The organism is Pseudomonas sp. UF-293, from assembly GCF_058245595.1.
The window spans coordinates 37,860-53,005 of sequence record NZ_JBSICA010000003.1; the positions used below are offsets into that span (position 1 = coordinate 37,860).

Here is a 15,146-nt window from a genome sequence, read left to right on the forward strand (position 1 = left end):
GGGCACCGTATCAACATTTGCCTAGTCGCCCAAATCAACGGCATTACCGTTAGCCCGAACATAATAGTTATCGAATTCACCGCTTTCGACGAACACAAAGCCATGGCGAGTGTAAAAACGATTTGAGGCGCTTTCTTTGAGAGCTCCAACCTTGATGGGACGCCCGATCTCATCAGCCTCTCTGAAAATCCGAGTAAGAACTTCAGAGCCGATTCCTGCTCCTTGAGCACTGGGTATCACATACAGGTGGTCAAGCAGAAGCTCGCTCTGGTGGTCTTTGATTACGACAAAACCGACCAGATCACCTGATACTTCTATGCGGCGTGTGCTGTTAGCGTCGAACCCAGCAAGAAATCGTTCGCGCGCACGATCCGGGTCAAATCGTCCAAGCCGTTCAAGGCTCTCGCGCATGGCCTCAATCCTGATGGCGACCAGATCTTCCAGGTCGTTATTGGAAGCTGCGCATAAAACGACAGCGGAGTTTTGATCAGCGGAGGCTGGCATTTCAAGCACCCTAAACATGGCCGGTCAGTCATTATAGAAAACAGAATCCGCATCACCACTGCTGTCTCGGTTCAATGGAGGCGATGGCATCAGCTTCAGGAGGATGTTTCGCCGGACGCTTACGTCTTTTGGGGCAAGGGGACCGGATCTGCCGTGAGATCCGAGACGCACTCAGGGTTTCGATAAACACCAATGTTTAAAAAGACATCTCCAGTCACGCTCCCAGGCTACATATCCTTGCGCCTTTGCCTACAGCTACGCCAGAATCCGCCGGCTTGTGCGCCTAGGGAGCGGGTTCTATTGTGGTGCGGTCGCTGACGAATCAGCGATCGGATTTGACCGTCCGCCCAATATCAAGGCGCGCCAGCGTTCTGCACTTGTTCAGGCATTGTCTGAAATCATGTTGCGGTGGCTGTGCGTGGGACACCTTCGGGTGTGCCGGATTCCTTGATGTCCGGTCGGTCAACCCGCGTACAGCTGCCACCCTGTTTGTTTGACCGCGAACGGTGGCGGCTCCAGTCATCAAGGAGCTTCACCATGATCAAACCAACACCCAATCCGCCCGAAACCGATCCCACGTCTCCCTACGAATCCCTCGATCCAAACAAGCTCCACGAAGCCGCTGACCGCGCACTCGATCATTACCTGTCGCCAAACAATCTCCTGCCTTCGCCACGTAAGGCGCGCGGGATGTATGCGGTGACGGCGGATACCAAGAATGAAGAACTGCTGGCGGATGCGAGTGAAACGCTTGCTTCGGCGAAGACGATTGCTCAGGACATTTCCAGTCTGTTGCCGGCGCCGCAGCGGCGGGCGTTGTTGGGGGTTGCGCAGTTGATCATGCTGGGGGAGCTGGCGGTGAATCGGGTGATCGATAATCTTGAATTGCCGGGCTAAGACTGACGCCTTCATTCTGCTGCTCTTACCCTCAAAAAAATTACGAGAGCTGGTGACTAGATAGGGGCGGAGCTGTTAACAAATCCGTCCCCAAACCACGTTCTCAAAGCCAGTCCCCAGAGACATTACCTAAAGGTAGCCGTTGTTTTGGTCGTCTGGCTGAATCTCAATTCGCGCGTTTTGCAAAAAGAGATTGGTCATCCCACAGATCCTTGTGTCTCGACCAATGCGGTTGTGCGCATGTCTATCATCGACGCAGAAGCAGCGCATATATGAGCTTTCGGATCTTGGGGAAGGTTCGAAACCCACCAAACCCATATTCATCCAAGCTTTTCTTTTGATACCATCGCGCCACCACCAGGGAGGCGATATGGCAAAGCGGAGTGGATTCGAAAAGGTAATCCGAGCAATTGCCCGGGAGTCAGCAAAACAGCAACGGTTGAATGAGTCAGAGCGTCGCGCGGCAGTACGCGCAGCTGATCGTGCCGAACGGCAGCAGCTTAAAGCTCGCGCGATTCGCGAGCGTGAGCAGGTACGATACGATCGCGAATCCGAGCGAGCGGCAAAGCAAAACTACTTGGAATTTCGTGAGCAGGAAGTCCGAGATGGAAACGCAACCATTCGGTCTTGGATAGACGGGTTGGAGTCCATCTTGTCGGCGTCTTTGATGGTAGACGATACCGTCACATTTGATTCTCTTCGTGTTTTGGACAATCCGCTTCCGTTTGCTCCAGCGAAATCATTGACCACCGTTGTCGAGGGTCCTTCGTTAGAGTTCTTTACGTCGAAGGTTCCTCCCTTGCCTTGGTATCTTTCGTTCATACCAAGCTTCAAAGCCAGGCACACCGACCGATTAAGAATTGCCACAGAACAGTTCAACTCAAGCGAGGAGGAGCATAAGGCTCTTAATGCCCAGCGCTTGGAGGCGCTGAGAAGTGCGCGTGAAGTCTATGAAAGTGGTGTATCCGCGCTCCTCGAAAAAAAGGCACTACGTGATTCCGAAGTCGATGCGTTCCGGTACTCCTACTATGAGGGCGATCCCGAATCGATAGTTGCATATTGCAGTATGGTGCTAGAAACATCTTCTTACCCAGAAGGCTTCCCACAGAATTTTTCGTTGGCATTCGTCCCTGAATCCAAACAACTAGTAGTTGAATACGAACTGCCTTCGCCGGAAATCATTCCTGAAGTAGCAGAATACCGTTACATAAAATCCAAGGACGAAATTACCACTAAGCTTCGTAAAACGGCGGAGACGAAGTTTCTGTATTCTGATCTCGTCGCAAGTATTGCACTTAGATGTCTCCATGAGCTTTTCGAAGCAGATCAAGGAGAGTTCATAGAGGTCTGCTGTTTCAATGGCTACATAAACAGTATCGATCCTGCCACGGGACGGGCAGTGCAACCTCATCTCGTTTCTGTGCGCACTACGCGCGAAATCTTTATGGAAATAGATCTAGCGCGAGTCGATCGTGCCGTCTGTCTTAAAAATCTTGGTGCACACGTCTCCCGGGCCCCAAGCGAAGCGCAACCGGTTCGACCAATAATTGAGTTCAATATGGTCGACAAGCGTTTCGTAGACCAGCAGGATCTGGTATCGCAACTCAGTTCAGCCACCAATCTTATGGATCTGAATCCCTACGAATTTGAAGCTCTTGTCGCGAACCTCTTCGGGAAGATGGGGTTAGAGTCTAAGCTCACCCGATCCTCACGTGATGGAGGAGTCGACTGCATTGCTTACGACCCTCGTCCCATATTAGGTGGCAAGGTTGTTATCCAGGCAAAGCGGTATAAGCATACCGTCGGCGTTTCTGCAGTTCGGGACCTCTACGGGACAATGATGAACGAGGGCGCCAATAAAGGTATTTTGGTCACGACCAGCGGCTACGGTCCAGATGCGTTCGAGTTCGCTAAAGACAAGCCAATCGAATTGATTGAGGGTGGAGGACTTCTCTTTCTCCTTCAGGAAATCGGAATCGAAGCTCGGATCCTAATGCCCGTCGATTAATTGAAACTACGCCAAGCGCTTCTGTAATTTGGGCTCTCCGGCCCGAGACTTTTCCGGCACACAGATGTCATCTAATTCCACGGATTGAAGGTTATGTCGATAGTAGTGATCGTATGTGCTTTTTTTTTTGCTGTTCCCGTAGTTCTCGGTCAACTCGCTCGATTTAAATTCTGGCCTCAATTATGGTGTTGGCTTGTTTTCCAGTCCAATGGTGTTGGATCTTGGTCAGTATTGCATTGGGCAGTGTTGGTATTCGCGGTCGCGACGACTGTGTTTTTTATCTTCGGTGCTTTTGCTATCTCTGGTGTAAAGTTTCAAGCAACTAAGGTTATGTGGCTCTTTACATTTAACTGTATCAGTTCACTCTTCTTTCTTTATTATTACTGGGAAATTCCAAAGAAATGGAAAATTTATGGTGAGCTAATTAAGGCTCTGGTTGTGCCTGTTGTGGTGATCGTAGGAACACTGTCGAAAATCTATTCTGACGCTGGGATTTCTCAGCTTTCCGGCTTAGCACCGCAGGATCTGTCTGGTGCACAACTTTGGCTGACCCTGATTTTTACTCCTGTTATTTGGATGTTAGCGATTTCATTGGGGTTGGGTTATGCCAGTTTGATTCTTATGCCGTTGATACTTCTCAGGAATCTAGTTTATGAGCATCGCTGTAAGAAAAATTCGACGCAAGAACGAGATTCGGTACGCTCTCTGGACTTTGTGGCAATTTTGGCTGTGTTTTTTTCGGGAGTAATGTCTCTAACAATCATGCAAAAAGTCGTGTCTAAAGATTTTTATGAAGTGCCGCTTAGGGAGGCAATCGCGTTCTCCGCTTTTCACCACAGCCCGAGCTACTGTGGGTTGCCAGATGTAAAAGGAGTTTTTATAGCGCCTATGTCAGATAATCGGGCGGCAGTCGCGATAGCTGATGAAAGGCTCGGATACACCTTCGCACCTATTGATTGTTCTCCGAAGCTGAAGAGCGGAGAAGAATTAAGCACCATGATTAAATCGCGGGTCACCGACGCGAATAACGGCGCAAATCTGACTCTCAATCCGCAGAAATGAAATACCACTACGCAGACGCGTTAGGTCTTACGCTGCGAAGCTACGCCAGATCACAGAGGGTTTTGTGGTGGTTGCGCAGTTGTGGTTGGCTGCTGGGGTCTTGAGGTCTTGAGGTCTTGAGGTCTTGAGGTCTTGAGGTCTTAGGTAGTGGGGTTGGCGGGGTGGCTTTGGTAGATGTGCGCATGATGTTGGTTAATAGTCTGTTTTCGCCAGCAGGCTCGCTCCCACGGGGGGTATTTGTTGCGGGAGGGAAGATCAAAAGATCGCAGCCTTCGGCAGCTCCTACTGGGGGTGGGTTAGCAGGGTTTCTAGTTTTGCGAGTGGCGGGGCGTCTTGGTTGCGGTCGAATACCTGGATTCCAACCTTGAGCAGCCGTCCATTTTCTGCGCTGGCGATTACCTGCTCGCAGCGCAACATAAGCCGTCCTTGATCACATTCAACAGCCTTCATTCCATTCGGCAACCGGCCTTCCAGGCGTAGTTCAGCCATCCGGCTCTGCGCGGCAATCAGCGCGATCGATCTATCGCGCAGCAGCCCATTACTCTGCGTCATCAACCCCGCGACGCGCACGGCGGCGGACATGGCGACGGCGATGATCGCCAGTGCCACCAGCACTTCAATCAGGGTGAATCCTTCCTCTCGCGTTCGCGCGCGCATACATGGCCCAAAAGCAAAACCCAGCCCTCGACGCTAACCCCCGTCCTTGACGGCTTGACGACGGAAACACCCGAGGATTTTCAACATCCCTGACATATCTTCTTGCAACACTGCGCGTCGAATTCGGATCAAGCCAGGGAATGTCGAGATGGATATCGCACCTTTGAACACGCTCAGTCAGTCGCCGCGCATGCCGCGTGGGCAGCAGGGTTTTACCTTGATCGAGATCATGGTGGTGGTGGTGATTCTGGGGATTCTGGCGGCGATGGTGGTGCCCAAGGTGCTTGACCGGCCGGATCAGGCGCGGGCGACGGCGGCGAAGCAGGATATTGGCGGGTTGATGCAGGCGTTGAAGTTGTATCGCCTCGATCACGGCACGTATCCGAGCATGAATCAGGGGCTGAAGGTGTTGGTCGAGCGGCCGGCGGATGCGAAGAACAGCAACTGGCGTTCGTACCTGGAGCGTTTGCCGAATGACCCGTGGGGCCGGCCCTATCAGTACCTCAACCCGGGCGCGAATGGTGAGGTCGATATCTTTTCCCTCGGCGCCGATGGCCAGCCTGACGGCGATGGCGTGAATGCCGATATCGGTTCCTGGCAGTTGTAAGGCCGGCCGTGAACACAGGTTCGCTCAACGGGGCGAAGCAACGGGGCATGGCGATTATCAGCGCGTTGTTGATCGCCGCCGTGGTGGCGGTAATTGCGGCGGGGATGTTGACGCGCCAGAGCGTGGCGACCCGTGCGCTGGAGGCCGATCAGCAGCGGGTGCAGGGGCGTTGGGTCGCGGAGGGTGGCTTGGAAATCAGCCGGCAGTTGCTGTGGGATGCGCGCCTGCGTGATCCGTTGACCCGGCGCGATCAGCCTTGGGCGCAGCCGTTGTTGGCGGCGGGTTTTGCCGGGCGGCTGGAGGACGAGCAGGGCAAGTTCAACCTGCGCAATCTGGTCGCTAACGAGCGCATCGATGAGGCGCAGGTGCAGGCGTTTGAGCGTTTGTGCGAGCTCGTCGGCGTGAGTAGCGTTGTCAGCCAGCGCATCCGCCAGCGGGTGATTGCCGGTTATCCGCATCTGCTGAATGCGCAGATTGGTGCGACTGGCAAAGCAGGTTTCGACAGTGGCCGCACGACTTCGCCGGATGCCGATCACAAACCGCAACCGCCGAAGGTGCCGATGCTGCGCACACTCGATGATCTGCGCGGTGTGGAAGGGATGACGGATGCGCTGATCGGCCAACTGGCGCCGTACGTGACGGTGATTCCGGCGACGACGTGGATCAACGGCAACACCGCCACGGCGCAGGTGCTGGCGGCGTATGTGCCGGGGCTTTCGCTGGAGCGGGCGACGGCGTTGATTGCCGAGCGTGACGCCGGACGCTGGTTTATCAATCGCGGCGATTTCGTGAACCGTTTGCGCATGCCGCAGCTGGAAATGAGCAGCGTCAAAGTTGGCATCACCAGTGACTGGTTTCGTTTGCGCGGTGAGGCGCGGCGTGATCAGCGTCGGGTCAGTCTCGACGCTTTGCTGCACCGCAGCGAGGATCGGCTGCCGCAGGTGATCTGGTCGCGGGTGGGTGCATGAGCCAGTTGCGCGTCGCGTTGCCGCCGCTGGCGGAGCTGGAGTTGCACAGCGAAGTGAGCTGCGCCTGGCTGGATCGGCAGGGGCAGTTCAGCCGTGAGGAACGGCTCACTTTGAGTCAGTTGGGGCAACGGCCGAAGCAACCACCGCTGTTGTGCTTTCTGCATCCGGCCGACAGCCTGCTCGCCAGCATTGATCTACCGCCGCTGCCCGCGAACAAAACGGCGGCCGCTGTTCAATGCGCGGCGCAGGCGTTGATGCTCGGCGACAGCAGCCAGATGCATATCGGCCACAGCCCTCGCGATGCGAGCGGGCAGGTGCAGATTGCCTGGGTTTCGCGCCAGCATTTGCAGGGTCTGGCTGCGGTGCTCAAGCAAGCGGGTTTGAGTTTGCGCGGTTTGTATCCGGCGCCGTATAGCCTGCCAGTGGCGCCCGGGGTTGTCGCATGTGTGGCGGACGGTCATTGGCTCCGGCGCGAAAGTTTGAACAGTGCGCAGGTTGAGCCGTTGCTCGGTGACGAAGTTGATGAGGCATCGTTCGCAGCTGACTCGACGCAACGCTGGATCGGTCCCTTGCCCGGTTGGGGTTTGCACGGCGGCCTGCAGCAAACCGGCGGCGAGCAACGTGGCTGGGGTCGCGCTGTCGGGTGTGTGGCATTGGCCGTGGCAGTCTGGGTGGTCGGCCTGAATCTCTACGCCGCTCGCGAGGCGCGGCAGGGCCAGCAGCTCAAGGCGCAGATGAGCCAGCGGGTGAAGCAGGCATTTCCTGAATTGCCGGTAATCCTCAACCCGCTGCAACAGGCGCGTCAGCAACTGGAGCAGCGGCAAAAAGGCGCGGTCGATGACCCGGCGCAGAATTTCAATCGGCTGGTGTTGCAGGCCGGCACCGGCATGCCGTTCATGGCCGGCAGTGTCGAGCGCCTGAGTTACCGCGACGGCGCCTTGCAGCTGGCGTTGCTCAGCGATGCAAATCGTGGCGGCAACGACAAGGACTGGCAAAGCACCTTCGCCCAGGCCGGCATCAGCGTCACTGCCGATGACGCAGGCTGGACTTTGCGCCCGAGCGATGAGCCCAGCGCAAACGCCAACGAAGACGACGACAGCGGAGCAGACGATGAGTAGGGCGACGCTGGCGATTTACCGTGGACGCTGGCAGCGCTTGCGCAGCCAGTTGCAGGCGCGTTGGCAGCCGTTGGCGCTGCGTGAAAAACGCATGGTCGCCGGCATGGCGGTGGTGCTTGTCGGTCTGCTGATCTGGCTGACGCTGGTCAAGCCGCCGTTGGCCACGATCACTTTTTGGCAGAGCGAAACGCCCCAGTTGCGCGCGCAAACCGAGGCGCTGGAAGTGCTGTTGCGCAGCGTTAACGTGCGTCCGCAGGGGCAAAGCGTTGGCCAGTCGCTGGAGCAAAGTCTGCAAGCGGCGGGGCTGGCCGGGCATTACCAATTACAAGCAGCGGAGGGCGGCGCGTGGCAGTTGAATGTCGACGCCGCGCCGGCCGATGCGCTGCTCGACTGGCTGCTCAGCCAGCCATTACAACTTTCTCTGCAGGTGGTCGAGGCGCAGTTGCAACGCGCAAACGAAACCTCGACCGCAGTCACTGCCGGCACATTGTCAGGCACCGTTCGCATGGATCAGGCGCAGGGCGCTAAGGAAGCTTCATGAAGGAGTCACGCTGCAAACCGGCACGTCTGGCGCTGCCGTTGTTGCTGATGGCATTGAGCGCGTGCAACAGCACCACGGCGCCGCAGAATCAGCCGCCGCTGTTGGTCGACAGCGAACTCGGGCGGCCGCTGGCCAACACCCAGCGCAGCGGCGATGCGGTGGCCGATCGCGAACGGGCGCAGGCTCAGGCGCGGCCGGTGCCCAAGCAGTTGCACAACATCAGTCAGCGTGGGCGCAGTGCTGGCGCGGCGCCGAGCAATGCGACCCCGCGCAATCCGTTGGGCGAGCAACCGGTGACGCTGAATTTCGTCGAGGCTGATATTCAGGCGGTGGTGCGTGCGCTGTCGCGGGCCACCGGGCAACAGTTTCTCGTCGATCCAAGGGTCAAGGGCAATCTGACGTTGGTCTCGGAAGGTCAGGTGCCGGCCCGTCAGGCCTACGACATGCTGCTCGCGGCGTTGCGCATGCAAGGCTTCAGCGTGGTCGATGTCGGCGGCGTGGCGCAGGTGGTTCCCGAGGCTGACGCGAAGCTGCTCGGCGGGCCAATCTACAGCGCCGACAAACCGGCCGGCAACGGCATGCTCACGCGCACGTTTCGCCTGCAATACGAGAACGCGGTGAACCTGATCCCGGTGCTGCGCCCGATCGTCTCGCCGAACAATCCGATCAACGCCTATCCCGGCAACAACACTGTAGTCATCACCGATTACGCCGAGAACCTCACCCGCGTCGCACAGTTGATCGAGAGCATCGACACGCCGAGCGCGATCGACACCGACGTGGTGCAGATCCAGAACGGCATCGCCGCCGATATCGCGCCGATGGTGGCCGACTTGCTCGACGCGCCGGGCAACGATCCGACGCAGAAAATCGCCGTGATTGGCGACCCGCGTTCCAACACCATCATCATCCGCGCCGGCAGCCCCGAGCGTACCGAGCTGGCGCGCAACCTGATCTACAAACTCGACAACGCGCAGAGCAATCCGAGCAATCTGCATGTGGTTTATCTGCGCAATGCGCAAGCGGCGAAACTGGCGCAGGCGTTGCGCGGTTTGCTCACCGGCGAGAGCGACAGTGGCAGCAGCGACGCGGCGCGATCAGTGCTCAGCGCGATGGGCAGCAGCACCGGCGGCAATGCCGGGCAGAACGGCCAGAGCAGTACGCCGAGCACTGGCACTTCAACGACGACTGGCAGCGGCGCAACCGGCGGCAGTTATGCCCAGGGCAGTGGCGGCGGCAGCAGCAGTAGTGGCGGTACGCAGAGCAACGAGCAGAACGTTGCTTTCAGCGCTGGCGGTGTGACGATTCAGGCCGATGCCACCACCAACACGCTGCTGATTTCTGCGCCGGAACCGCTGTATCGCAATCTGCGTGAAGTTATCGATTTGCTGGATCAGCGCCGTGCGCAAGTGGTGATCGAGAGCCTGATCGTCGAGGTCGGCGAGGACGATGCCAGCGAATTCGGTGTGCAATGGCAGACCGGTAACCTCGGCGGCAAGGGCGTGATCGGTGGCGCCAATCTGGGTGGCGCGGGTCTCAACACGGGAGCGAAGAACAGCATCGACGTACTGCCGCAGGGCTTGAACCTTGGCTATGTCAACGGCACGGTCGACATTCCCGGCATCGGCAAGATTCTCGACCTGAAAGTGCTGGCCCGGGCGTTGAAGAGCAAGGGCGGCACCAACGTGCTGTCGACACCAAATCTGCTGACCCTGGACAACGAGGCGGCGAGCATTTTTGTCGGCCAGACCATCCCGTTTGTCAGCGGCAGCTACGTCACCGGCGGCGGGGGCACCAGCAACAACCCGTTCCAGACCGTGACCCGCGAAGAGGTCGGCCTCAAGCTCAATGTGCGCCCGCAGATTTCCGAGGGCGGCACGGTGAAGCTGGATATCTATCAGGAGGTCAGCAGCATCGACGAGCGTGCATCCAACAGCGTGACCTCGGCGGGCATCGTCACCAACAAGCGTGCGATCGACACCAGCATTCTGCTCGATGACGGGCAGATCATGGTCCTCGGTGGTTTGCTCCAGGACGGCTACAGCCAGAGCAATGACGCGGTGCCATGGCTGTCGACGATTCCGGGCATCGGCGCGCTGTTTCGCAACGAACGCCGGGCGATCACCAAGACCAACCTGATGGTGTTCCTGCGCCCGTACATCATCCGCGACAGCGAAGCTGGGCGCAGCATCACGCTCAACCGCTATGACTTCATGCGCCGCGCCCAGGGCGGCTTGCAACCGGAACGCAGCTGGGCGATGCCGGACATGCAGGCGCCGCAGTTGCCGACATCTGCGCAAGGCGTGCCGGCGGTGTTACCTGGGTCGGGTCCGCGCGCAACTATCAAAGCGGTGCCCATCCAATGACTCTGACACCACCTCTTGATTTGGAAATCGGACCTGTAGGAGCTGCCGAAGGCTGCGATCTTTTGATCTTGCTCTTCGACGGACTCAAACCGCCAGAGATCAAAAGATCGCAGCCTTCGGCAGCTCCTACAGGGAGGTGTTTGTCTTGAGTCGGTTGCCATATGCCTGGGCCAAGGCGCAGCGCATTTTGCTCCGCGATGATGTGTTGACGGTGTGCCCGTCAACGCCCGGCTGGTCGATCAGCGAGGTGCGTCGGCAGTTCGGTGCGACGCAGGTGGAGCGGGTGCGTGATGACGAGCTCGATGGTTTGCTCGCCAGCGCCTACGCCGACACCGGCAGTGCGGCGGCGGTGGTGGGTGCTGCGGAAAACGAAGTCGATCTCGATCGGCTGATGCAGGACATGCCGGAAATCACCGACCTGCTCGACACCCAGGACGGCGCGCCGGTGATCCGCATGATCAACGCCTTGCTCACTCAGGCCGCGCGCGACGAGGCCAGCGACATTCATATCGAGCCGTTCGAGACCCATTCGGTGGTGCGCTACCGCGTCGACGGCACACTGCGCGATGTGGTCTCGCCGCGCAAGGCATTGCACGGTGCGCTGGTGTCGCGGATCAAGATCATGGCCCAGCTCGACATCGCCGAAAAACGCCTGCCCCAGGACGGTCGCATCGCTTTGCGCGTAGCGGGGCGGCCGATCGATATTCGTGTGTCGACGGTGCCGACCGGCCATGGCGAGCGCGTGGTGATGCGCTTGCTCGACAAACAGGCCGGGCGCCTGCATCTGGAAACCTTGGGCATGGATGCGCAGGTGCTGGCCAAGCTCGATCATCTGATCCGCCAGCCCCACGGCATCGTGCTGGTCACCGGGCCGACCGGCAGCGGCAAGACCACCAGTCTCTACGCGGCGCTGGCGCGGCTGGATGCGAGTACCAGCAACATCCTCACCGTGGAAGATCCGGTGGAATACGATTTGCCGGGGATCAGCCAGATTCAGGTCAACGCCAAGATCGACATGACCTTTGCCCTCGCGCTGCGGGCGATTCTGCGCCAGGACCCGGACATCATCATGATCGGCGAGATCCGCGATCTCGAGACTGCGCAAATCGCTGTGCAGGCCTCGCTCACCGGGCACTTGGTGCTGGCGACGCTGCACACCAACGACGCGGTGTCGGCGGTCAATCGCCTGATCGACATGGGCGTTGAGCCGTTCCTGCTCGCGTCGTCCATGCTCGGCGTCCTCGCGCAGCGCCTGGTGCGGCGCCTGTGCAATCAGTGCAAACAGGAAGACCCGGCCACGCCCGGCACTTGGCGCCCGGTCGGCTGCGCGGCGTGCAACCACACCGGTTACAGCGGCCGCACCGGTATCCACGAATTGTTCTGCATCGACGACGACATCCGCACGCTGATTCACCAAGGGGCAGGGGAGCAGGCCTTGCGCGCGGCGGCGTCGAAAGCGGGCATGTTCAGCCTGCGCGAGGACGGTGAACGCTGGATTCGCAGCGGTTCCACCGCGCCGGAAGAAATCCTTCGCGTGACACGGGACGCCTGATGAATCGCTATCGCTTTGAAGCGGCGGATGCCACGGGAAAAATCGAGTCCGGGCACCTTGAGGCGGACAGCCAGAGCGCAGCGTTCAGTGCCTTGCGCGGACGTGGACTGACCGCGCTGTCGGTGCACGAGGAAAGCAACGTCGCCCGACACGGTGGCGGCGGTTTGTTCAGCGCCAAACTCTCCGACAATGACCTTGCCTGGGCCACACGGCAACTGGCGAGCCTGCTCGGCGCCAGTCTGCCGCTGGAAGCAGCGCTGAGTGCGACGGTCGAGCAGGCCGAGAAAAAGCACATCGCCCAGACCCTCAGCGCCGTGCGCGCCGATGTGCGCAGCGGCATGCGTCTGGCGGAATCGCTGGCGTCGCGGCCACGGGATTTTCCCGAGATTTACCGCGCGCTGATTGCCGCTGGCGAAGAGTCCGGCGATCTGGCGCAGGTGATGGAACGGCTGGCCGATTACATCGAGGAGCGCAACAACCTGCGCGGCAAGATTCTTACCGCGTTCATCTATCCGGGCGTGGTCGGTCTGGTGTCGATCGGCATTGTGATTTTCCTGCTCAGCTACGTGGTGCCGCAGGTGGTCAGCGCGTTTTCCCAGGCGCGGCAGGATTTGCCGGGGCTAACGCTGGCGATGCTCACCGCCAGTGATTTCATTCGCGCGTGGGGTTGGTTGTGCGCGGCGGTTATGGCCGGGGCGTTCTGGAGTTGGCGGCTGTATTTGCGCAATCCGGCGGCGCGCTTGAGCTGGCATCACCGGGTGCTGAAATTGCCGCTGTTCGGGCGTTTTATCCTGGGTTTGAACACCGCGCGATTCGCCTCCACGCTGGCGATCCTCGGCGGCGCCGGCGTGCCGTTGTTGCGTGCGCTGGAAGCGGCGCGGCAGACGCTGTCCAACGACCGCTTGAGCCTGAGCGTCAGCGAGGCCACGGCGAAGGTGCGCGAAGGCGTCAATCTCGCCGCCGCGCTGCGGGTGGAGAATGTTTTCCCGCCGGTGCTGATCCACCTGATCGCCAGCGGCGAGAAAACCGGCTCACTGCCACCGATGCTCGAGCGCGCGGCACAGACGCTTTCCCGGGACATTGAGCGACGGGCGATGGGCATGACCGCCTTGCTCGAACCGCTGATGATTGTGGTGATGGGCGGGGTGGTGCTGGTGATTGTGATGGCGGTGTTGTTGCCGATTATTGAGATCAATCAGTTGGTGCAGTAGCCGCTTTTGATGGTGGCCGGGCTGGCCTCTTCGCGAGCAGGCTCGCTCCCACAGGGGAAACGCATTTCAACTGTGGGAGCGAGCCTGCTCGCGAAAGCGCCAGTCGCGACAACACAAAACTCAAATATTTTGCACCGGCCTGACCCTCACCCGAGTCCCGATCCCGCCATCCTCGGGTTCTCCATTCTGTCATCTGCAACCACCCGCCAACGGCTCCAGCCCGATTCAGCCAAACCCGCGATCCAGACATGCCGCGACACCCCGCAAACACCCGAGAAATCCGCACAAAAATCCCCCCGCAGCTCCCGAGGTTTTTTCCTTTATCTGTCACCGGAAGCTGCGAATTTCTCCCTGCGGCTCCACCACGGTGGACCCTCCGGTGTCATGCAAGCCTTCCGAAACCTGTGTTCCAAACCAAGTTGAAAAGGAGATTCTTCATGTTCAAGCGCACTCTGATCGCCGCCTCACTGACCGTCGCCGCTCTGGCTTCCGCCCAGGCCATGGCCGCTAACGTAACCGGTGGTGGCGCGACCCTGCCTGCCGCTCTGTACAAGGGCTCTGCCAACAGCATTTTGCCAGCCAACTTCAGCTACCTGGGCACTGGTAGCGGTACTGGCAAGACCGCTTTCCTGACCAACAACTCGGCACTGTTCAACACCACCGGCACCGTGCACTTCGCCGGTAGCGATTCGGTACTGAGCACCGCTGAGCTGACCGCTTACACCACCAACTTCGGCACTGCATACGGCCCGCTGATCCAGCTGCCATCGGTAGCCACTTCGGTTGCCGTGCCATACAAAAAGTCCGGCCAGACCGCTTTGAACCTGACCAGCGCTCAACTGTGCGACGCGTTCTCCGGGACCAAGACCACTTGGGGGCAATTGCTCGGCACCGCTGACACCACGCCGATCCGCATCGTTTATCGCAGCACGTCCAGCGGCACCACGGAAATCTTCAGCCGTCACCTGGCGTCGATCTGCCCAACCAAGTTCGCCACCAACTCGACGTTCACCAATGCACGCCTGCCAGCCGGTTCTGCATTGCCTTCGAACTGGGTAGGCGTTGCCGATACCGCCAACGTGGCGCCAACCGTAAACCTGGTTGACGGTTCGCTCGGTTACGTCGGTCCGGACGGTGTTGCCGCTGCCAACAACGCGGTGGTTGCTCGCGTCAACGGCGTGCAGCCAACTCAGGCCAACGTAACGGCGGCGCTGTCGACCGCCGCGCTGCCGACTGATCCGACCAAACCTGAGCAGTGGGCTCCGGTGGTCGCCAACCCGGCCAGCGGTTACCCGATCTCCGCCTACACCAACCTGATCCTGGGTCAGTGCTACAAAGATGCGACTGTGGCCGCTGACGTCAAAGCGTTCCTGACCACCCACTACAGCGTGCCGGGCAACGCCGCCGCAACCCTCGCGCACGGCTTCAGCATCGTGCCAACCAACTGGAAGAACGCAATTACCGCCAACTTCGTCAGCAACACTTCGGGCAACAAGCTGGACATCAACAACGCCAGCGTGTGCAACGCCATCGGCCGCCCATAAGCCTGCGGTTTCATCCGGCAACACGAATGGCAGCCCGTTTTCGGGCTGCCATTTTTTTTGCCGTGGGGCGCCGTTACTCCTCATTCATGAAGTTTGTGTGACATCTGTTCG

General features: G+C 59.1%; 13 protein-coding genes. 11 read left to right on the forward strand and 2 right to left on the reverse strand.

Annotated features, from left to right (window positions below):
* Positions 1 to 21: 21 nt before the first annotated feature.
* Positions 22 to 504 (reverse strand): GNAT family N-acetyltransferase, encoded by a 483-nt coding sequence (locus tag AC4IHP_RS04940; protein ID WP_252886318.1) that lies wholly within the window; start codon positions 502 to 504, stop codon positions 22 to 24.
* A 537-nt stretch (positions 505 to 1,041) separates the two neighbouring features.
* On the opposite strand from AC4IHP_RS04940, the gene AC4IHP_RS04945 reads away from it, so the two are divergent.
* From AC4IHP_RS04945 to AC4IHP_RS04955, 3 genes are all read left to right on the forward strand, one after another.
* Positions 1,042 to 1,401, forward strand: coding sequence for a DUF6124 family protein (locus tag AC4IHP_RS04945; protein WP_490831014.1), 360 nt, complete (start codon positions 1,042 to 1,044; stop codon positions 1,399 to 1,401).
* A gap of 370 nt (positions 1,402 to 1,771) precedes the next feature.
* Complete coding sequence (locus AC4IHP_RS04950) at positions 1,772 to 3,409, forward strand: restriction endonuclease (RefSeq protein WP_490831015.1); 1,638 nt, start codon at positions 1,772 to 1,774, stop codon at positions 3,407 to 3,409.
* A 93-nt stretch (positions 3,410 to 3,502) separates the two neighbouring features.
* Positions 3,503 to 4,471, forward strand: a complete 969-nt coding sequence (locus AC4IHP_RS04955; RefSeq protein WP_490831016.1) for a hypothetical protein — start codon at positions 3,503 to 3,505, stop codon at positions 4,469 to 4,471.
* A 282-nt stretch (positions 4,472 to 4,753) separates the two neighbouring features.
* Here AC4IHP_RS04955 and gspI read toward each other — a convergent pair whose 3' ends face one another.
* A complete protein-coding gene (gspI, locus tag AC4IHP_RS04960) occupies positions 4,754 to 5,128 on the reverse strand; it encodes a type II secretion system minor pseudopilin GspI (RefSeq protein WP_490831017.1) in 375 nt (124 codons plus the stop codon).
* Between the two features lie 148 nt (positions 5,129 to 5,276).
* On the opposite strand from gspI, the gene gspG reads away from it, so the two are divergent.
* The 8 genes from gspG (at position 5,277) to AC4IHP_RS05000 (ending at position 15,035) form a co-directional block, all read left to right on the forward strand.
* Positions 5,277 to 5,735 carry a type II secretion system major pseudopilin GspG gene (gspG, locus tag AC4IHP_RS04965; RefSeq protein ID WP_076562599.1) on the forward strand — a complete coding sequence of 153 codons (459 nt, stop codon included), beginning with the start codon at positions 5,277 to 5,279 and terminating at the stop codon, positions 5,733 to 5,735.
* A gap of 47 nt (positions 5,736 to 5,782) precedes the next feature.
* Positions 5,783 to 6,703 (forward strand): type II secretion system minor pseudopilin GspK, encoded by a 921-nt coding sequence (gene gspK / locus AC4IHP_RS04970; protein WP_490831018.1) that lies wholly within the window; start codon positions 5,783 to 5,785, stop codon positions 6,701 to 6,703.
* Entirely contained in the window at positions 6,700 to 7,821 is a 1,122-nt protein-coding gene (gspL, locus tag AC4IHP_RS04975) for a type II secretion system protein GspL (RefSeq protein ID WP_490831019.1), read from the forward strand. Before gspK ends, gspL begins: the two co-directional genes overlap by 4 nt.
* The gene (gene gspM / locus AC4IHP_RS04980) at positions 7,814 to 8,362 is read left to right on the forward strand and encodes a type II secretion system protein GspM (protein ID WP_490831020.1); all 549 of its coding nucleotides are present in this window, start codon (positions 7,814 to 7,816) and stop codon (positions 8,360 to 8,362) included. The genes gspL and gspM overlap by 8 nt, the downstream gene beginning before the upstream one ends.
* Positions 8,359 to 10,728 carry a type II secretion system secretin GspD gene (gene gspD / locus AC4IHP_RS04985; RefSeq protein ID WP_490831021.1) on the forward strand — a complete coding sequence of 790 codons (2,370 nt, stop codon included), beginning with the start codon at positions 8,359 to 8,361 and terminating at the stop codon, positions 10,726 to 10,728. Before gspM ends, gspD begins: the two co-directional genes overlap by 4 nt.
* Positions 10,729 to 10,873: 145 nt before the next feature.
* Positions 10,874 to 12,280, forward strand: coding sequence for a type II secretion system ATPase GspE (gspE, locus tag AC4IHP_RS04990; RefSeq protein ID WP_460119587.1), 1,407 nt, complete (start codon positions 10,874 to 10,876; stop codon positions 12,278 to 12,280).
* Positions 12,280 to 13,491, forward strand: a complete 1,212-nt coding sequence (gene gspF / locus AC4IHP_RS04995; protein ID WP_258638292.1) for a type II secretion system inner membrane protein GspF — start codon at positions 12,280 to 12,282, stop codon at positions 13,489 to 13,491. Before gspE ends, gspF begins: the two co-directional genes overlap by 1 nt.
* A gap of 437 nt (positions 13,492 to 13,928) precedes the next feature.
* Complete coding sequence (locus AC4IHP_RS05000) at positions 13,929 to 15,035, forward strand: substrate-binding domain-containing protein (RefSeq protein WP_490831022.1); 1,107 nt, start codon at positions 13,929 to 13,931, stop codon at positions 15,033 to 15,035.
* The last annotated feature ends 111 nt before the right edge of the window (positions 15,036 to 15,146 follow it).